General features: G+C 70.6%; 16 protein-coding genes and 1 pseudogene. 6 read left to right on the forward strand and 11 right to left on the reverse strand.

The genetic code is table 11. The features are described 5' to 3' along the window. Positions 1–161: 161 nt before the first annotated feature. The 4 genes from OVA17_RS07030 to OVA17_RS07045 form a co-directional block, all read right to left on the reverse strand. Positions 162–1,340, reverse strand: coding sequence for an ABC transporter substrate-binding protein (locus tag OVA17_RS07030; RefSeq protein ID WP_267789105.1), 1,179 nt, complete (start codon positions 1,338–1,340; stop codon positions 162–164). 120 nt (positions 1,341–1,460) lie between these two features. Beyond that, complete coding sequence (locus OVA17_RS07035) at positions 1,461–2,351, reverse strand: ABC transporter permease (RefSeq protein WP_210072540.1); 891 nt, start codon at positions 2,349–2,351, stop codon at positions 1,461–1,463. Further along, positions 2,348–3,124, reverse strand: a complete 777-nt coding sequence (locus OVA17_RS07040) for an ABC transporter ATP-binding protein (protein ID WP_180993396.1) — start codon at positions 3,122–3,124, stop codon at positions 2,348–2,350. Before OVA17_RS07040 ends, OVA17_RS07035 begins: the two co-directional genes overlap by 4 nt. Next, positions 3,121–4,380: an amidohydrolase family protein gene (locus OVA17_RS07045; RefSeq protein ID WP_267789109.1), complete on the reverse strand. Its 1,260-nt coding sequence runs from the start codon at positions 4,378–4,380 to the stop codon at positions 3,121–3,123. Before OVA17_RS07045 ends, OVA17_RS07040 begins: the two co-directional genes overlap by 4 nt. A 377-nt stretch (positions 4,381–4,757) precedes the next feature. Here OVA17_RS07045 and OVA17_RS07050 point away from each other — a divergent pair, with 377 nt between their 5' ends. Continuing rightward, entirely contained in the window at positions 4,758–6,002 is a 1,245-nt protein-coding gene (locus tag OVA17_RS07050) for an MFS transporter (RefSeq protein WP_267789111.1), read from the forward strand. A gap of 20 nt (positions 6,003–6,022) precedes the next feature. On the opposite strand, the gene OVA17_RS07055 is transcribed toward OVA17_RS07050, so the two are convergent. From OVA17_RS07055 to OVA17_RS07070, 4 genes are read right to left on the reverse strand one after another with little or no spacing between them, the layout of a single operon-like run. Then, on the reverse strand, positions 6,023–6,970 hold the full coding sequence (locus OVA17_RS07055; RefSeq protein WP_267789112.1) for a PDR/VanB family oxidoreductase: 948 nt from the start codon (positions 6,968–6,970) through the stop codon (positions 6,023–6,025). Further along, positions 6,967–7,593 (reverse strand): helix-turn-helix domain-containing protein, encoded by a 627-nt coding sequence (locus OVA17_RS07060; RefSeq protein ID WP_267789114.1) that lies wholly within the window; start codon positions 7,591–7,593, stop codon positions 6,967–6,969. The genes OVA17_RS07055 and OVA17_RS07060 overlap by 4 nt, the downstream gene beginning before the upstream one ends. After that, on the reverse strand, positions 7,590–8,888 hold the full coding sequence (locus OVA17_RS07065; protein WP_267789116.1) for an amidohydrolase family protein: 1,299 nt from the start codon (positions 8,886–8,888) through the stop codon (positions 7,590–7,592). The genes OVA17_RS07060 and OVA17_RS07065 overlap by 4 nt, the downstream gene beginning before the upstream one ends. After that, positions 8,885–9,853, reverse strand: a complete 969-nt coding sequence (locus OVA17_RS07070) for an XdhC family protein (RefSeq protein ID WP_267789118.1) — start codon at positions 9,851–9,853, stop codon at positions 8,885–8,887. The genes OVA17_RS07065 and OVA17_RS07070 overlap by 4 nt, the downstream gene beginning before the upstream one ends. A gap of 51 nt (positions 9,854–9,904) precedes the next feature. Between OVA17_RS07070 and OVA17_RS07075 the strand changes: the two genes are divergently transcribed. From OVA17_RS07075 to OVA17_RS07095, 5 genes and pseudogenes are all read left to right on the forward strand, one after another. Further along, entirely contained in the window at positions 9,905–10,474 is a 570-nt protein-coding gene (locus tag OVA17_RS07075) for a nucleotidyltransferase family protein (RefSeq protein ID WP_267789119.1), read from the forward strand. Positions 10,475–10,690: 216 nt separating this feature from the next. Continuing rightward, the gene (gene chvE / locus OVA17_RS07080) at positions 10,691–11,812 is read left to right on the forward strand and encodes a multiple monosaccharide ABC transporter substrate-binding protein (RefSeq protein WP_267789120.1); all 1,122 of its coding nucleotides are present in this window, start codon (positions 10,691–10,693) and stop codon (positions 11,810–11,812) included. A gap of 108 nt (positions 11,813–11,920) precedes the next feature. Next, positions 11,921–13,451 (forward strand): annotated as a pseudogene (gene mmsA, locus OVA17_RS07085) (multiple monosaccharide ABC transporter ATP-binding protein). A gap of 5 nt (positions 13,452–13,456) precedes the next feature. After that, positions 13,457–14,677, forward strand: coding sequence for a multiple monosaccharide ABC transporter permease (mmsB, locus tag OVA17_RS07090; RefSeq protein ID WP_267789121.1), 1,221 nt, complete (start codon positions 13,457–13,459; stop codon positions 14,675–14,677). Between the two features lie 107 nt (positions 14,678–14,784). Further along, positions 14,785–15,996 carry an ROK family protein gene (locus tag OVA17_RS07095; protein ID WP_267789122.1) on the forward strand — a complete coding sequence of 404 codons (1,212 nt, stop codon included), beginning with the start codon at positions 14,785–14,787 and terminating at the stop codon, positions 15,994–15,996. A gap of 299 nt (positions 15,997–16,295) precedes the next feature. Here the strand turns inward: OVA17_RS07095 and OVA17_RS07100 are convergent, their stop codons facing one another. Genes OVA17_RS07100 through OVA17_RS07110 form a run of 3 tightly spaced genes read right to left on the reverse strand, consistent with a single transcriptional unit; the run spans position 16,296 to position 19,191 of the window. Beyond that, positions 16,296–17,225 carry a 2-hydroxyacid dehydrogenase gene (locus tag OVA17_RS07100; RefSeq protein ID WP_267789124.1) on the reverse strand — a complete coding sequence of 310 codons (930 nt, stop codon included), beginning with the start codon at positions 17,223–17,225 and terminating at the stop codon, positions 16,296–16,298. After that, positions 17,222–18,700: an FAD-dependent oxidoreductase gene (locus OVA17_RS07105; RefSeq protein WP_267789125.1), complete on the reverse strand. Its 1,479-nt coding sequence runs from the start codon at positions 18,698–18,700 to the stop codon at positions 17,222–17,224. Before OVA17_RS07105 ends, OVA17_RS07100 begins: the two co-directional genes overlap by 4 nt. Beyond that, on the reverse strand, positions 18,697–19,191 hold the full coding sequence (locus tag OVA17_RS07110; RefSeq protein ID WP_210072515.1) for an ureidoglycolate lyase: 495 nt from the start codon (positions 19,189–19,191) through the stop codon (positions 18,697–18,699). Before OVA17_RS07110 ends, OVA17_RS07105 begins: the two co-directional genes overlap by 4 nt. Positions 19,192–19,275 lie beyond the last annotated feature (84 nt).

A 19,275-nucleotide genomic window follows, 5' to 3' on the forward strand; every position in this document is an offset into this window, starting at 1 on the left:
GTGGCTGAGCCTTTCGAAGCCACCGGTTCCGGTCCCTTCGACGGGCTCAGGGACCTGGGTGAGGCCGGGGACGGGGGTGGCTGAGCCTGTCGAAGCCGCCGGTGGGGTGTGTCGGGAGCGACCACGGCCCGGCCCGCACGAGGCGGACCGGGCCGGAGCGATCAGAACGAGATGCTCTTGTCGATGAACTCGTTCGTGTAGAGGTCGCCGACGGTGTAGCCGGACGCGGGCGGGGTGCCGAGGTCGGTGTAGACCTTGCTCGCCTTGGCGAAGAAGTCCTCGAAGCGGCCGTCGTCGAAGTTGCCGTAGGTGGAGTCGGGGCCGTCGCCGACCAGGCCGAGCTCCTTCTGCGTCTTCACGGAGTAGTCGGCCACGCCCTGCGTGTAGGTCCAGCCGGTGGCGTACTCGTCGACGAGCTTGAGGATGAGGTCGTTCGCGGCGGACGGGTCCTTGTAGTACGCGACGCCCGCCTTCTGCAGCACGGGGACGAGCTTCGACAGGCACGGGCTCAGTTCGTCGAACTTGTCGGCCTTGACCGACACCGACGACTGGTAGGTCTGCCACCCGGCGTCGTGGATGAGCGCGAACTTGACGGGCTTGCCCCAGGCCGAGACCTCGTTCTGGTACACGTACGGCTCGGCCGACGCGAAGCCCTGCTGCATGTCCTTGCCGCCCGCGGCGACGAAGTTCGACGGGGTGCCGTCGTACGAGCCGTCGAGGACGTCGGACGAGGCGAGGCCCGAGCTCTTGAGGTATTCGATGTACGCCGAGCCGTCGAAGTAGCGCCACACGCCCTTGTTCTTCTCGAGCGCGGGCTTGACGTCCTGGATGGTCTGGACGTCGGGGTAGGTCGCCGGGTCCCACATGACCATCGTCGGGCTGATGTCGAGCGGGGCGAACACGGCCTTGGTCGGGGTCGTGCTCGAGAGCTGGATCGCCTCGTCGGTGCTGACGTAGCCGAGGGTGATCGAGTCGTCCTGGTACATCTGGGCCGACACGGTCTGGAAGCCGATGGCCGGGCCGCCGGCGCGGATCTCGAGGTTGACGCCGGTGTACTCGCCGTCCGACATCAGCGGGCCGGTGACGGCCTTGGTGTTGGCGTCGATCGTGAAGTTGTCCTTGATCATCTCGTAGAGGTGACCGTGCTCGGCCTCGGGGTTCCAGTCGGTCTGGATGACGACCGTCGAAGGGCAGTCGGCCGAGAGGTCGACGGAACCGATCTCCATGTCGGCCGCGGACGGCGCGGTCTCCGCGGCGCTGCCGGCGCAGGAGGTCAGGGTGAGGGCGATCGCGACGGCGCCGGTGACGGCGGTGCCGCGGAGGAGGGTGGAGCGCTGCATGCTGGTTCGCTTTCTGTGACGGGTGGAGCTCTCGGGTGCGGGTGTTTCGGGTACGCCGGATGCCGCTCCCGTGCGTATGCGCGGGAGGAGCCGTGGCATCCGGAATTCGAGGAGGTCGGGTCAGAGGGTGCTGTCGTACCAGCGGCCCACGGCCACCTTCGACAGCCAGCCGAAGAAGGCGAAGATCGCGACACCCAGCAGGCAGGCCGCGAGGATCGCCGCGAACAGCTCGGCGCTCTGCAGACGCGACTGGTAGTTGGCGATCAGCGAGCCGATGCCCGGCTCGCCGCGGCGGAAGAAGTAGTCGCCGACGATCGCGCCGATGACCGAGAGTCCGGCCGAGGTGCGCATTCCCACGAAGATCGAGGGCAGGGCAGCGGGGAGGGTGAGCTTGGTGAGCACCGTCCACTTGTCGGCCTTCTGCAGGCGGAACAGCTCGCGCTGCGACTTGTCGACCGACTGCAGGCCGAACAGCGTGTTCGACACCATCGGGAACAGCGAGATCAGCACGCAGACGATGACACGGGCGAGGAACTCGTAGCCGAACCAGAAGCCGACCAGCGGCACGAGGGCGAGGATCGGGATGCACTGCAGCACCACCGCGTAGGCGTAGGTCGAGCGCTCGACCCAGCGGGCGAGCGACATCGCGATGGCCCAGCCGATGCCGATGATCATCGCGATCCCGAGGCCCGCGAGGGCGACCCCGGTGGTGCGGAACAGGGCGATCCAGATGTCGCTGCTCACCTGCGGGTCGAAGAAGCCCGAGGTGAACATCTCGTGCGGCATGGGCATGAGGAAGCCCTTGCCCGAGGCGCTGAGGGTGATCGAGATCGCGTACCAGATGCCCAGCAGCACGACGAGGACGCCGAGCGGCGGGCCCAGCAGGGCGGCCCGCGCGCCGAACCCGCGACGGGCTTTCGCCGCGCGGGGGCGGGGCGGCTCGATGGGGGGAGTGGATGCCGAGGACTCGGCCGCGTCGGAGACGACGGGCTCTGCGGATGTGGTGCTCATGAGTGTCCTTCCCGGAGGGCGTGGGAGACCTCGCCGACGAGCTTCGCGAATTCACCGGTGTAGCGGATCTCGGGATCGCGGGGCATGTCGAAGGGGACCTCGAAGGTGTCGACGAGGTGGCCGGGGCGGCCCGACATCACGACGACCTTGGTGGAGAGGTAGACGGCCTCGGAGACCGAGTGGGTGATGAACAGTCCGCCGAACTTCTGGGCGACGAAGATCTTCAGCAGTTCGTCGTTCAGACGCTCGCGGGTGATCTCGTCCAGGGCGCCGAACGGCTCGTCGAAGAGGAACAGCTCGGGGTCGAGCGTCAGGGAGCGGGCGAGCGAGGTGCGCATCTTCATGCCGCCCGACATCTGCTTGGGCAGGTGCTTCTCGAAGCCGTTGAGGCCGACGAGGTCGATCGCCCACTGCGCTTTCGGCGCGCGGACGCGCTTGGGCTGCCAGTTGAGCTCGGCGAGCAGCTCGACGTTGGAGCGCACATCGCGCCACGGCAGCAGGGTCGCGTCCTGGAAGACGTAGCCGATGCGGTCGGTGGCGACGGTGGCGGTGCCTTCGCTCGCCGTCTCGAGGCCGGAGGCGATGCGCAGCAGGGTCGACTTGCCGCAGCCGGAGGGGCCGACGACGCTGACGAACTCGCCGCGCTGGACGGTGAGGTCGACGCCGGAGAGGGCGGTGGTGCCGTTGGGGAACGTCATGGCGACGTTCCGGAAGTCCAGCAGCGGCGCGGTGGGATCCGCGACGGATGCCGGGGCGGGAGAGGCCAGGGTCACGGGGCGCTCACTTTCCGTTCGGGGGCGGGGACGAGGGTGGCAAGAGCGGTCTGGGTCGAGACGGTGGTGCGGCTGACGAGCCGGCCGCGATGCAGCACCACGCGGTCGGCGCTGGCGAAGGCCACGGCGTCGCCGAGCGAGTCCGCTTTCACCGCCACGAGGTCGGCGCGCGCTCCGGCGACGGGTCCGGCCATCGGCAGGCCCATCACGTCGCGGGCGCCGATGGTGACGGCATCCAGGGCCTCCGCCGGGGCGAGGTGGGCCGCGCTGACGAGCAGCGAGGCGGTCTCGAGGTGGTCGCAGCGCCCCACGGGGTTGAAGGGGTCGCGCACGTTGTCGGCGCCCGCCGCGACGCGGACGCCCGCGTCTTTCAGGCGACCGATCGGTGCGATCCCGCGGGGGATGGCGTGGTCGGCGCCCCATCCCTGCAGGTACAGGTTGGTGATGGGGAGGGCGATGACGCCGATGTCGGCGGCGCGCACCTCGGCCGCGAGGTTCTCGAGAGCGGTCTCGGGCATCATGCTCAGGCGCACGCAGTGGCCCGCGGTGCGAGGGCGGTGCCACCCGGTGACGGCTCGGGCGTAGGCGGCGAGGGTGTCCGCCCCGGCGAGGCTTTCGTCGGTGTGCAGATCGAGTCCGACATCGCGGCGACGAGCGAGGGCGATGAGCCGCTCGAGGTCGGCGATCGGGTCGTGGGCGAGGTGCGGAGCCCCGCCCACCAGGTCGATCCCGGCGTCGAGGGCGGCCTCGAACACCTCGTCGGGCACGGTGGGGCCGCCGAGGGCGACGAGCTCGAGGTCCATGATCCCCTCGAGCTCCGCGCGCAGCCGGACCAGGGCGCGCACGCCCGTGAGGGCGTCGTCTCCGCGCAGCAGGTCCACGTGCGTGCGGATGGAGGTGACCCCGGATGCCAGCATCCGCAGCGCCGTGGCGCGTGCTCGCTCGAACGTGTCGTCTTCGTCGAGCGTCGCGGCGAAAGCGTGCCAGCTCTCGATCGCGCGCTCGAGGTCGCCGAACGGGGGGTCGATGGCATCCCAGGACTGGGACTTGTCGAGGTGCGCGTGCGGCTCGGCTCCGGCCGTCGTGACGAGGTATCCGTCGAGGTCGAGGATCTCGCCATCGGTCTCGGGGAGGGGGCTGCCGGCCGGCACCACCGCGAGCACCTCGTCGCCGTCGATCGCGATGTCGACGAGCGCGCCGGAGGTGAGGCGCACACCGCGCAGAGCGGCGATGGAGACGGGTGGAGCGGCAGACACGAGGGCCTCCGGAGGAGTCGAGAAGACAAGCGTCGGGACGGGAGCCACGGCAACGGGGCGAGCCGCTCGAGGCGGCTGCGTCAGTGTTGGTGTGACCAACATCCGGCGATGCTCCGATGCTAGGAACCACGCGTTTCCGCTGTATTTCCCCCGCGTGACCCTCTCGACAAAGTTGTCCGACAGGCGGCGGTGGTCGCGCGAGCGGGCGCGACGAGAACAGGGGATGTCACGAGAACAGGCCCATTACGGCTCGATCGGCCTGTTCTCGTCTCTTCTCCTGTTCTCGTCACCGTCGTCGCCACAGCGCGTTCGCGAGCGCGCCTGCGCGGATGAAAGGATCGTTCAGGCGCTGGACGCCCCCACCCCCGGAGATCGCCGTGCACGTCACCCCCGCCCCGCCCCGTGCCACCCGCACACCGGTGCTGTTGGGCACGCAGCTGATGTTCAACGTCGGCTTCTTCGCCGTCGTTCCCTTCCTCGCCCTCGTGATGACCGACGACTTCGGGCTGACCGCCGCCGTGGTGGGCCTCGTCCTGGGGGTGCGCACCTTCGCGCAGCAGGGCATGTTCCTCGTCGGCGGGGTGCTCGCCGACCGCTTCGGCGCGCGCCGCACGATCCTCACGGGATGTGCGGTGCGCGTGCTCGGCTTCGCCACCCTCGCCCTGTCGCTGCTCACGCCCGCTCCGCAGCTCGCCCTGTTCGTCGCGGGGACCGTGCTGACGGGCCTGGGCGGCGCGCTCTTCTCGCCGGGGGTCAACATCCTCGTGGCGGATGCCGAGCAGCGCCGCGCTCCGGCGGGTGCCCGACACCGCGCCTCGCTGTTCGCGTGGCTGAGTGTCGCGGGGGAGTTCGGGGCGGTGCTCGGACCCCTCGTGGGTGCCGCCCTGCTGGGGTGGGGCTTCGTCGTCGTCGCGCTCGCCGGGGCGGCCCTCTTCGTGCTGATCGGGGTCTTCCTCGCGTTCGCCCTGCCGCGTCGGAAGCCCGCGTCGACCGAGCGGGGGATCCACGGACGCTGGTGGTCCCTCCGCGATCGCCGCTTCGTCGCGTTCTCGGCCCTCCACGCGGCGGACCTGCTCGCCTTCAATCAGCTCTATCTCGCGCTCCCCCTCCAGCTCGCGCGCGCCGAGGCCGGCCCCGCGGTGGTCGCGGCGATGTTCGCGTGGGTCTCGGCCCTGACCCTCGTGCTGCAGCTGCCGGTCTCGCGCTGGTGCCAACGCGTGGGCGCGGCCCGCGCCCTGCGGGTCGGCTACGGTCTCTCGGCGGCAGGCTTCGCCGTCGTCGCCGCCAGTGCCGTCGTGCCGCTCGACCCCACCGGGCGTATCGTCGCCGTGTTCGCGGCCGCCGGTCTCGTCATCCTCGGGCACCTCACGACCAACCCCACCGCGCAGGGACTCGTGCCTCGCTTCGCCGGGACCCTGCCCACGGGATCGTTCTTCGGTCTGCTGTCGACGTGCGGTGGCGTGGTCGTGCTCATCGGCAACGTCGCGGTCGGCGCCCTGCTCGGCTGGACCGCCGCCCCCTTTGCGGCGTGGGTCATGCTCGCCGCCCCGCTCGTGGTCGCCGCCGTGTGTGCCCCTCGGGTCGCAGCCTCCGCGGGTACGGCCGATTCACCTCACCGCTGACGACGCGCCGTCGAGAGGCGTCACCGCTCGAGCGTGATCCGCGCGCACGCCGCGCGCGAGACGCACGGCATCATCGAGCGGTTGGCATCCTGCTCCTCGGGGGAGAGGACGGAGTCGCGGTGCTCGATGTCGCCGTCGACCACCGCCACCTCGCACGTGCCGCAGGTGCCGACGCGACAGCTCGAGGGAACGACGATGCCCTGCTCCTCGATGACATCGAGCACCGAGCGCTCCGGCGGCACCGTCACCGTCAGCCCCGACATCATCAGGTCGACCTCGAACGAGTCGGTCCACACCGGCGGGCCGAGCACCTTCGCCTCGAACCGCTCGACGTGCAGGCTCCCGCGCGGCCAGACCGACATCGTGGCATCCAGGGCCTCGAGAAGACGGGCGGGTCCGCACGCGTAGACGACCGTGCGAGCCACGGGCGTGCCGAGGCGAGCGGGGAGGTCGAGTCGTCGTCCCTCGTCGGCCGCGTACACCTCGACGCGGGAGCCGTACTGCGCCTCGAGCTCGCTGACGAAGGCCATCGTGGTGCGCGAGCGCCCGACGTAGAGCAGCGTCCATTCGGCGCCGGCCGCCTCGGCCGCCTCGATCATCGGCACGATCGGGGTGATGCCGATCCCGCCGGCGACGAACACGTACGACCGGCCCGCGGTGGGCGCGAAGAGAAAGTGGTTCGCGGGGCCGCGGACGCGCAGGGTGGACCCCACCCGGGCGTTCTCGTGCAACCACACCGATCCTTCGCGCTCGCGGAGGACCCCGATGCGCCAGGTGCCGCGCTGGGCCGGCGAACCGCACAGCGAGTACTGCCGTTCGATCCCGCCGGGCAGGACGACGTCGATGTGCGCTCCGGGCGACCAATGGGGCAGAGTCCCCGTCGCGCGCTCGAGGTCGAGCACGACGACGCCGTCCGCGGCATCCCGCCGCTCGCGAACGATGGCTTCGAACGTCATTCCCGCGCTCACGCGTCCTCCTGTTCGACCGCGTCATCGGCGCCGACGCCGTGCACGAGCTCTTTCACGATGAGCAGCCGGTACGTCGAGCCGTCCGGCGAGTGCCAGCGGTGGGGGGTACCCGACCGGCAGTAGACCGAGTCGCCGACGCGCAGGGTGCGCTCGCCGAAGCCGCCGAACGAGATGACGATCGAGCCCTCGAGCACCGTGAGGAACTCGTCTTCTTCGTGGACGTAGTGGTCGCCGGGCGCGGAGTTCGACCCCGTGAACTCGAGGGGCTCGAACCGGCGCGGACCCTCGGCGAGCAGTCGGGCGGTTCCCTCGGCGTACGGGCCGATGACGCCCTCGTCGGCCGCGACGAACGAGGGCTCGCAATCGTGGTCGGCGCGCGGCGGCTCCGACCCCGCGAGCAGTTCGACGCGGCTGGTGCCCAGGGCCCGGGCGAGTCGTTCCAGGCTCGCCATGCTCGGGCGCGCGAGACCGCGCTCCAGCTGACTGAGGAAGGGGTGCGACAGGGTCGCGGCCTCGGCGAGCTGGGTGAGCGTGAGCCCACGCGCCTTGCGCAGCCCCCGCAGGTGCGCGCCCAAGCGTTCGTCGCTGCTGGGGGTATCCATCACGGGGGCCATGGTGGTCATCGTTTCACCCTCTCGAACAATCGGGCGACGACCTCGCGTTCGTCGGCGCGGATCAGCCGGCCCTGGTCGACGACGACGTGTCCGGCCACGAGGATGGTCCGCGGACGCCGGCCGGGAGCGGCCCACAGCAGCCCCGCCACGGGGTCGGCCACGCCGGCGTCGGCGATGCCCGAGACGTCCCACAGGCACAGGTCGCCCGCCGAGCCGGGAGTCAGGCGCCCCAGCTCGGGGCGGCCCAGCCCATCGGCCGATCCCGAGGTCGCCATCGTCAGAACGTCGGATGCCGGCATCTGCGACCCCACCAGGGCTGAGACCTGCATGGCCAGGCGCGCGTCCGCGAGCAGGTGCCCCGCGTCGTTGCTGCCGCCGCCGCTCGTGCCGAGGCCCACGGCGACGCCGGCGTCGAGCAGTCGCCGCACCGGCGCGACGCCCCAGCCCATGGGGACGTCGCACCCGGGAGCATGGGTGGCGGATACTCCGGCCGCCGCGACCCGCGCGATCTCGTCATCGGTCACCGCGCACAGGTGCGCGAGGGTGACGTCGGGAGCGAGCCAGCCCCACTCCTCGAGCAGATCGAGGGGGCGTTTCCCGTAGCGCGAGACGGCGATCTCGACATCGACGACCTCGTTGGCCTGCGTGCGCCGGCGCAGGCCGTGGCGCTGGGCCACCTCGCCGAGCAGCTCGAACGTCTCGCGCGGGTCGCTGTGCACGCCGGCCGGTCCCACGGCGACCTGCAGCATCCCGTCGGCGGAGACGCCGCCCGCACGATCCGGGACGAGGGCCGAGACGATGGCCTCCGCCGAAGCGGCCGCGGTCTGCGGGTCGTCGCGCGCCGCCCCTCGCACGAACACCAGGCGGGCGCCGAGATCGGTCGCGGCGTCCGCCGCCGCTCGGGCCATCGCGACGGTGTCGGCGTCGGCGGGCCAGGTCAGATGGTGGTCGGCGACGGTGGTCACCCCGCACAGCAGCGCTTCGGCGAGACCCGCTCGAGCGGCGAGCCCGGTCAGTTCCGGGTCGACACCCGCCTCGGCGTACGCCGCCGCCATGGCCGGGAGCCACTCCCGCATCGGGATGCCGCGCGTGCCCGGCAGCGTGCGGAACGCCGTCTGCAGAAGGTGATGGTGGGCGTTGACAAGTCCCGGCGTGACGACGCAGCCGGTGGCGTCGATGATCTCGGCATCCGTCGTGTCGGCGCTCTCGACGACGACCCCGTCGACGATCGTGACGTCTCCCTCGCGCACGCGCCCGGAGCCCTCGACGACGGCGACGGCGCCGCGGACGACGACGACGCTCATGCGCTCCTCGCAGCACACGAGTCCACGCCGCTCGCGATCGCGTGCAGGCGGGGGCCGGCGGCCTCGCGCAGCGGTCGGGCGTCGGCCTCGTTCCGGGATGCCACGATCTCGGCGATGACCGACAGGGCCGTCTCTTCCGGAGAGCGCCCACCAAGATCGAGGCCGAGAGGGGAGTGGAGGTGCGAGAGCTCGGCATCCGTCACGCCGGCGGCGCGGAGGAGAGCCGCCCGACGCGCGACGGTGGCGCGAGCCCCCATCGCCCCGACGAAACCGACCGGCAGGCGCAGTGCCGCGCGGATCGCGGGAACGTCGAGACGCTCGTCGTGGGTGAGCACGCACACGGCCGTGCGTGCGTCGGGGGAGGGGAGGGTCTCGAGGACCTCGTGGGGTGCTCCGACGACCAGCTCGGCCGCGTCGGGGAAGCGGTCGCGGGTCACGAGGAGGGCCCAGTCGTCGCAGACGGTCACCGCGAAACCGGCCGCGGCTCCCAATCGGCAGAGGGCGGCCGCGTGCTCGCCCGCGCCGAGGATGATCAGCCGAGGGGGAGCGGCGCGATGCAGGACGAGCGGTTTGTCGGTGCCGAGGTCGAGGTGAAGCGTCGCTTCACGGCCGTCCCGGGCGGCCTCGAGCGCGGGACGGTGAGCGTCCTCGACCCGGTACGCGACGACGTCGACGGCCCCGCCGCACGCGAGACCCGCGGCGATCGGGGTGATGGCGTCGTCGTCGCCGAAACCGAAGCGCGCCCGACGGATCGTTCCGGTGCGCAGGGCGTCGAGGCCGAGCATGACCGCGTCGTTCTCGACGCAGCCCCCCGAGATCGATCCGATCACCCGGGCGTCCCTCGTGACGGCGAGGGTCGCGCCCACCCCGCGGGGTGCGCTGCGCACGACCGCGGTGACCGTGACGGCCGCCACGGGCACGCCCGCGTCGAGCAGCGGCACCAGGTCGGCGGCCAGTTCGAGCATGGATGTGACCGTAATCGGGGCGTGTTTCGCGCACGCTACGCTGTCGTGACCATGCCCGCCGCACCCCTCGGAACCGTGTCGGGCCTCGTGCTGGCCGCCGGGGCCGGACGGCGTTTCGGAGGCCCCAAGGCCCTCGCCCGCACCCGCGCCGGAACACCCTGGATCGCGCTCGTCGCCCGCGCGCTGGTCGAGGGCGGATGCCACGACGTCACCGTCGTGCTCGGTGCCGAAGCCGACGCCGCGACGGCGCTGGTGCCCACCGGGGTCTCGGTCGTTCGCGCCGAGGACTGGGCCACGGGCGTTGCGGCGTCGCTGCGCGCGGGGCTGGAAGCGCTGGCATCCGGGCCCTCCCACTCCGTCGTGGTGCTGCCCGTCGACACCCCCGACGTCCCGGCATCCGCCGTCACTCGGGTCGCACGCGGCGCGCGCAGGGACGCCCTCGCGCAGGCGACCTATGAGGGGGCGCCCGGTCACCCGGTGCTCCTGGGTCGCGATCATTGGGCGCCCGTGGCGGCCTCGATCCGGGGCGACATCGGCGCGCGGCCGTACCTCATCGCGCAGGACGCGCAGCTCGTCGAGTGCGGCGACCTGTGGTCGGGCGTCGACCACGACACGCGCTGAGAGCGGCTCGACGACCGTTCCGTCACGGTCGGATCACGGGCCCGCACGAATTTTGACGCGGCTATAGACAAAACCCCCTCCGGTGGATATTTTTTCGGAGCCGTCATAATTCGACGGACCAGAGTGCCGGGAACGAAGACGTACCCGATCCGACGCCGGGGAGGGCGCGGGTACGGATCGAAGGATCCCTGCTGTTCAGAGAGGAACGCAGATCACATGCTGAAGAAAATCCTGACCGGTGCGGCCATCGCCGCACTCGCCGTCGGTCTCGGAGCGTGCAGCTCCACCCGTCCGGCCGACGGCGGAGGAGACGCCGCGGGCGGCGGCGCGACCGAATGCAACGTCGGCATCGCCATGCCCACCCGCAGCCTCGAACGCTGGATCAACGACGGCGAGCAGCTGCAGAAGAAGCTCCAGGATGCCGGTTGCACCGTCGACCTGCAGTACGCCGACAACAAGACCGACCAGCAGATCAGCCAGATCCAGAACCAGCTCTCCGGCGGCGCGAAGATCCTCGTCATCGCCGCGATCGACGGATCGACCCTCGGCCCGGTGCTGCAGGAGGCCAAGTCGCAGAACGCCAAGGTCATCGCCTACGACCGTCTCATCAACGGCAGCGAGAACGTCGACTACTACGCCACGTTCGACAACTACAAGGTCGGCACCCTGCAGGGCCAGTACATCGAGACGCAGCTCGGTCTGAAGGACGGCAAGGGCCCGTTCAACCTCGAGCCCTTCGCCGGCAGCCCCGACGACAACAACGCGAAGTTCTTCTTCGCCGGCGCGTGGGACGTGCTCAAGCCCTACGTCGACAAGGGTCAGCTGGTCGTCCCCAGCGGCAAGTCGCCCGCCAACGACGACGCCTGGGCGTCGATCGGCATCCAGGGCTGGGCCTCCGACAAGGCGCAGTCCGAGATGGACAACCGCCTCTCGTCGTTCTACGGCAACGGCAAGAAGGTCAACGTGGTGCTCTCGCCCAACGACAGCCTCGCCATCGGTATCGAGGCGTCGCTGAAGTCGGCCGGCTACACCCCCGGCGCCGACTACCCGATCATCACGGGTCAGGATGCCGACAAGGCCAACGTCAAGGCGATCCTCGACGGTGCGCAGTCGATGACGGTCTGGAAGGACACCCGTGCCCTCGGTGACCGCGTCTTCACGATGATCCAGGAGATCAAGGACGGCAAGGAGGTCGAGGTCAACGACACCAAGACCTACAACAACGGCAAGAAGGTCGTCCCCTCGTACCTGCTGACCCCCGAGGTGGTCACCAAGGACGACGTGCAGTCGAAGCTCATCGACTCGGGCTTCCTGAAGGCATCCGACGTCGGACTCTGAGTCACCCGGCGGCGGGGCGGGTTCGCCCGCCCCGCCGCTCCCCGTGCCGCCCCCGGGCGGCGGAGCCGAAATGCCGCCCCACCGGCGGCGGAGGGACAAGCACACACCATGACCGAACCGATCCTGCGCATGTCGGGGATCTCGAAGTCGTTCAACGGGGTTCCCGCCCTGGCCGACGTGTCGATCGACGTCTTCCGCGGCGAGGTCCACGCGATCTGCGGCGAGAACGGTGCCGGCAAGTCGACGCTGATGAAGGTGCTCAGCGGCGTCTACCCCGCCGGCAGTTTCGAGGGAGGCATCACCCTCGAGGGGGAGCAGATGGCTTTCCGCTCGATCAACGACAGCGAGGCCGCCGGCATCGTCATCATCCACCAGGAGCTCGCGCTCAGCCCGTACCTCTCGATCGCCGAGAACATCTTCCTCGGCAACGAGAAGTCGCGTCGCGGCGTCATCGACTGGAACGCCACCAACACCGCAGCGGCCGAACTGCTCAAGCGGGTGGGGCTGCGCGAGAACCCCGCGACGAAGATCTTCGAGGCTCGGCGTCGGCAAGCAGCAGCTCGTCGAGATCGCCAAGGCCCTCGCGAAGGAGGTGAAGCTCCTCATTCTCGACGAGCCCACCGCCGCGCTCAACGACGATGATTCCGCCCACCTGCTCGACCTCATCGACCAGCTGCGCACGCAGGGCATCACCTGCATCATCATCAGCCACAAGCTCAAAGAGGTGCTGCGCATCTCCGATCGCATCACCATCATCCGCGACGGTCGCACCATCGAGACCATGCACCGCTCCGACGCCGACACCGACGAGGGCCGCATCATCCGCGCCATGGTCGGCCGCGATCTGAACAGCCTCTTCCCGCCGCGCGAACCCGACATCGGCGAAGAGCTCTTCCGGGTCGAGAACTGGACCGTGCACCACCCGGTCGACACCGAGCGCGTGGTCATCGACGACGCCTCCTTCATGGTGCGCGCCGGCGAGATCGTCGGTTTCGCGGGCCTCATGGGCGCCGGGCGCACCGAGCTCGCGATGAGCATCTTCGGGCGCATGTACGGCACCGGCATCTCGGGCGAGGTCTACAAGAACGGTCAGCAGATCGACGTGCGCACGGTCGATGCCGCCATCAAGCACGGCATCGCCTACGCCACCGAGGACCGCAAGAAGTACGGCCTCAACCTCATCGGCGACATCCAGGTCAACGTCTCGGCGTCGGCCCTCGCCCGACTCGCCCGCCTCGGCGTCGTCGACCGCTACCGCGAGTACAAGGTCGCCGATTCGTACCGCTACAAGATGAACATCAAAGCGCCCAGCGTCGCCGCGATCACCGGGCGGCTCTCCGGCGGCAACCAGCAGAAGGTCGTCCTGTCGAAGTGGATGTTCACCGGACCCGACGTGCTCATCCTCGACGAACCCACCCGGGGGATCGACGTCGGGGCGAAGTACGAGATCTACGGCATCATCAACGAACTCGCGGCCCAGGGCAAGGCCGTCATCGTCATCTCGTCGGAGCTGCCCGAGGTCATCGGCCTCTCCGACCGCATCTACACGATCTCCGAGGGGCGCATCACGGCCGAGGTCAGCCGCGACGACGCCACGCAAGAGAACCTCATGCGGCACATGACCGCCGGAAGGAACTGACAGCAATGGCCACCGCATCCACCCAGACGGTCGAGGCGCCGACCCAGCCGGGGCCGCGACGTCGCGGCATCCTGTCGCGCATCAATTTCCGTCAGTTCGGCATCCTCGCCGCCCTGGTCATCATCATCGTGCTGTTCCAGGTGCTCACCGGCGGCCGCCTGCTGATGCCCGGGAACGTCAACAACCTCATCCAGCAGAACGCCTACGTGCTGATCCTCGCGATCGGCATGGTCATGGTCATCATCGCCGGCCATATCGACCTGTCGGTGGGCTCGGTGGTGGCGATGGTGGGCGCGATCGCGGCGATCGCGATGAACCAGTGGGGCCTGCCCTGGTACATGGCCGTCGTGCTCTCGCTCGTCGTCGGCGCCATCGTCGGGGCGTGGCAGGGCTTCTGGGTCGCCTTCGTCGGCATCCCCGCGTTCATCGTGACCCTCGCAGGCATGCTGCTGTTCCGCGGTCTCACGCTGGTGCTGCTCACCGGCGGCACCATCAGCGGTCTGCCCGACGGCTTCACCGCCATCGGCGCCGGCTGGCTGCCGCCGTTCCTCGGCTACCTCGGCAACTGGGACGCCCTGACCCTCGCCCTCGGCGCCGTCGCGAGCGTGCTGCTGGTCGTGCAGCAGCTGCGCACCCGCGCCACGCTTCGCCGCCTCGAGTTGCCGCGCGAGGTCGCCTGGTCGTTCTGGGCGAAGAACGTCGTGGCCGTGCTGGCGATCATGGCGACCGCCTTCACCATCGCCGCGTACAACGGCACTCCGATCGTGCTGATCATCCTCGCGGTGCTTGTGCTGGCGTACACGTTCGTGCTGAACCGTACAACGTTCGGACGCCACATCTACGCGATGGGCGGCAACCTCTTCGCGGCCGTGATGAGCGGCGTGAAGACGAAGTGGGTCAACTTCTTCATCTTCGTCAACATGGGAGCCCTCGCGGGCCTGGCCGCCGTGGTCAGCACCGCGCGCGCCGGTGGCGCGGTGGCCTCGGCGGGTCAGAACTACGAGCTGGATGCCATCGCGGCGGTGTTCATCGGAGGCGCTGCCGTTCAGGGCGGTATCGGTACCGTGGTCGGCGCGGTCGTCGGTGGCCTGGTGATGGGCGTGCTGAACATGGGCCTGTCGATCCTCAGCGTCGACGCCGCTTGGCAGATGGCCATCAAGGGCATCGTTCTTCTGCTGGCCGTCGCGTTCGACATCTTCAACAAGCGGCGCAACGGCGGTGCGTGAACGGAGGGGGAGCGCGGCTGTCGGGCCCGCTCCCCGTCCGTTTCCGTTCGTGACCCGCTTTCGGCCCCACCGCGTCGTGATGCGATGATGGGGGAGGTGCGCCCCTCATGACCCCTGCCGTGTTCGAGCCCGCAACCCCGCTCGCGCCGCCGGCTGGCCGTACGACGAACGACCTGATCCGTCAGCAGAACCTCTCGTCCGTCCTGTCGCTCCTCCACTCCCGGGGAGCGCTCTCACGCGCCCAGCTGGGCGCCATGACCGGGCTGAACCGCTCCACGGTCACGGGCCTGGTGATGGAGCTGACCGAGCTCGGCCTCGTCCGCGAGGCTCCGAGCGGGGAGCGCACCGGCAAGGTCGGTCGTCCCACCCTCGACCTCGAACCGGAAGACCACGTTGCCGCCCTCAGCGTCCGCGCCGAGCCGCACGCCGTGACCGTGGCGCTGGTCGGCCTCGGCGGTGTGGTGCACGCCCGTCTTCGCCACGACACCGCGACGGCGCCCGCGCCGAAGCGGTTCGTGCAGATCGTCGCCTCGTCGGTCGAGGCGATGCGCGCCGACATCGACCGCCACTACCGCGTGGTCGGGGCCGGGCTGGCGGTCCCCGGGCTCGTCAACGCCAACGGTTCCGTCCTCGTCTCGCCCACCCTCGGGTGGAAGCGCGATCCGGTCGCGGCGCGTCTGAGCGACGAGCTCGGGATGCCGGTGGCCGCCGGCAACGACGCCAGCATCGGCGCCCTCGCGGAGTCGCGGTTCGGCGTGGGCGTGGGCGTCGGCAACCTGCTGTACCTCGGCGGCGCGATGCACAGCATCGGCGGCGGTCTCATCATCGACGGCACCCTGCTGCGAGGGACGTCAGGTTACGCCGGGGAGCTCGGCCACACCGTCGTCGACCCGCGCGGTCGCCCCTGCGTGTGCGGGCGCCGCGGGTGCCTCGAGGCCGAGGTCAGCCTCGACCTGCTCGAACCGCTCCTGGGCCGCCGCAAGCTCGACGAGGACGAACTCGACGTCGAGCTCGGCGTCGCCCGCGACCCCCGCGTGATGACCGAGGTGACGCGCCAGGTCGAGATGCTCTCGCTCGCCCTGACGAACTTCGTCAACGCCTTCGCCCCCGAGACGGTCGTGCTCTCGGGGTACCTCGGCGCGCTGCTGTCCGTGAGTCGCGAGCGCCTCGCCGACGCCGTGCGTGTGCACCCGCTGGGGGCCGAGGGTCGCACGATCCGCCTCGAGCGCGCACATCTGCGCTCGCGCCTCATGCTCGTGGGCCCCGCCGAGTTGGCCTTCAGCGACCTGCTCGCCAACCCCGCCGGCTTCCGGGGCTGACCCCGCTCCCCGCAAGCAGCGCGCGTTGCGGGCCGCAGCGTCCGAATGCCCGCGTCCTCCCGTGAGTGTCCAAAACACCCGGACGAATTTCTGCGGCGTCCGGGTTTCTTGGACACTCGGCACTCGGCACTCGGCACTCGGCACTCGGCGCTCGGCGCTCGGCGCTCGGCGCTCGGCGCTCGGCGCTCGGCACTCGGCACTCGGCACTCGACGCTGGTGGCGCGGGCGCACGCTGCGCGCGGTCGCACGTTGCGCGCGGCGACGGGACGCCTGACGGCGTTTCAGCGACGAGGAGGCGATCAGCCCCCGAGCACCACGTTCACCGGCTCCTCGCCGCGGTGCAGGCGCTCGATCTGCTGACGCACCAAGCGCGCGATGCGGGGGCGCATGGCATCCGTCGCCCCTCCGACGTGCGGGGCGATGAGCACGCCGTCGAGGCTCCACAGCGGGTGGCCCTCGGGGAGGGGCTCCGGGTCGGTGACGTCGAGGGCAGCCCGGATGCGGCCCCGGCGCACGTGGTCGACGAGCGCGTCGGTGTCGATGAGGGGGCCGCGACCGACGTTCACCACGAGCGCGCCGTCGGGCAGGGCCGCGAGGGCGCGGTCGTCGATGACGTGGCGCGTCGCTTCGCCGCCGGGGAGCGAGGCGACGAGGATGTCGGTCTCGGCCAGCACCTCGTACAGCTTGCCGAGGGGAAACACCTCGACCTCGTCCTGCAGGCGGCCGTGCGAGGCGACGGCGCGGAGGTCGACCTCGAACGGCTTCAGACGCGCGGCGATCGCGCGGCCGACCCCGCCGAAGCCGAGCAACGTCACCCGGGCGTCGGCCAGGCCCGGAGCGCCGCCGCCGGTCCACTCGCCGCGGTCCTGTGCGCGCACGACCTCGGGCAGCCGTCGCTGGGCCGCCAACGCCAGGGCGACGGCGAGCTCGGAGGTGGCCGTCTCGTGCACGCTCGAAGCGTTTGCGAACACGATCCCCTCGGGCAAGCGCCCCTCGACGTTGTCATACCCGATCGACTGGCCCTGGACGAGTCCGACCTCGATCTCGGAGAGGCGCTCGATGACGTTGGCCATCGACATGTACGGGGGCACGACCATGTCGAAACGGTCGTGCGGTGCCGGTCCCGTCATATCCCACACCACCACCTCGACGCCGTCGGGCAGCTCGCCCAGGTCGGCGCGGAGTTCGTCGGTGGGCACGGACACGAGGAGGGGGGTCGAGGTCGTCACCGCAGAGACGCTACCCCCGTCGTCTCGGCGGGTGAGGGAGGTTGCGCCCGGCGCCCGATGTGCACACCGACCGGTACGTCGTATGCCAGGTACTCCTGCAGCAGCGCGCCGGCGTCGCGCACGAACAACCGCTGCGAGAGGGCGGCGGCGAGCTTCGTGGCCCCGCCGACGAGGCCGGGGATCTGGTGGCTGAGCATGCCCTGGCTCAGACGTGCGCCGTGGTTGAACATGTGGATCCGCGACAGTGCCGAGGCCTCCGGCGCGCTCCGGCTGACGAGACCGAAGTCGTCGTCGAGATACGGGAACGCCGCGAGTCCGGGATTCTGGGCGGCGGAGGCGGGGTCGAGCCGGTCGCTCCACAGCACGGCATCCGCGGCGACGTCCGCCAGCTCGGGGCGCTGCGCGAGGTCGGAGACGATCCCGGTCGCTGCCAGGACGACGTCGTAGTGATGGATGCCATGCGGCGTCGTCACGGCGATCTCGCTGCCCGTCCACTCCACGCGCTCCCACGGCGACGAGGTGAGAAAGCGGAAGGAGTCGAAGGCGTGGGCGCGCCAGAGGGCGTTCTGCGTGGCCGGCTGGTCGACCGCCGACAGGTGGACGTTGAACGCCCACTTCTGCTGGTCGGTGAACGAGCCGTAGTTCTCGATGAGGCCGGCGAACTCCATCCAGCGGTAGGGGCTCACCTGCGGCATCGCCGGTCGGCGCATGTGCACGTCGACGCTGGCCGCGCCATGCTCGAGGGCGGTGGCGGCGTTGTCGAACGCCCCGGTGCCCGCGCCGAGGACGCCGATGCGCAGCCCCGCGAGCGCCCCGAAGTCGATTGCGTCGTGCGTGTGATGCACGCGATCGGCGGGGAGCTCGCGCAGGAGGGCGGGGATGTGCCGACCTCCGGCCCCCTCAATGCCCGTGGCGAGCACGACGTGCTGCGCCGGCAGCATCCATTCGCCGTCAGGCCCCTCGAGGTGCATCTCGATCGGGCCGTCCGCGCTCGTCGGGGCGAGGGTGCGCACGCGGGTCGAGGGCGCCACCGTGAGGGCGGACACCTCCCGGTACCACCGCAGGAAGCCCTGCCACGCGATCGTGGGGAAGTACTCGATCGCGTCCCACGCGGCGAGGCCGTACACGGCCTCGAACCAGGCGCGGGGGCTCACGGCGGGGGTCCCCCAGGTGGGCCACGCGATGTCTTTCGGGGTGCGCAGCGTGTGCATGCGCGCGTAGGTGGTCCAGGGGCCGGCAGCATCGGCGGGGGCGGCGTCGATCACCACGACGTCGTCGATCCCGCGGCGTCGGAGCCCGCGCGCCAGCACGAGCCCGGCTTGCCCCGCGCCCACGATCACGACGGGACGGATGCCGTCTCGCGCACCGACCCAGGAGCGTCCGTCACCGGCGCTGAGTGCGCTCTGGTGCGCAGCCTCTCGTTCGAGCGCGGCGAGGCGGGCGGCGGAATCGGGGAGCGGGGTCAGCACGCTCACTCGCCGTCGATCACGACGCGAACGCCGAGGGTGTCGTCGAAGCGGTGGTTGTGGTGGTCGGTGACGTTGGTGTCGTCGAGCTCGAGGTTGACGAAGTCCATGCTCGGCTCGGCGAAGAAGGGCCCGGCGTGCCAGGTGCCCTTGCGCATCGTGATGGCCGTGCGCGGCGGGATGCGGAAGGCGCGGAGGTCGTCGAGGGCCGGGGCCTCGATACCGGGAGCGGCGACGGCGATCGTCCACTCGACGTCGCCGACGGACATGAGCGTCTGGGTGGTCTCGAGGTGGCGGGTCACGCGCACGAACTCCGGCGTCTTGTCGTCGAGGTGCATCAGATAGAAGCGCGGGATGCCGTTCGACACGTCGAGCACGGCTTCCTCCGCGGTGAAAGGGGTGCCGTCTTCCATCGGCGTCAGGACGACACCGAAGGGGTCGAACGACGCGGGGGTTACGATCTCGGCGGTGAGGCGATGGACGGTGAGGGTGTCGGACATGGCGGCTCGCTTTCGTCGGGTGATCCGACCGTACGCTTGTCCAACAAGCGGAAGTGCAACTTGTCGGACATGTTCACCGCACTG

The organism is Microbacterium sp. SL75 (assembly GCF_026625865.1).
In the GTDB taxonomy this organism is placed as follows: Bacteria; Actinomycetota; Actinomycetes; order Actinomycetales; family Microbacteriaceae; genus Microbacterium.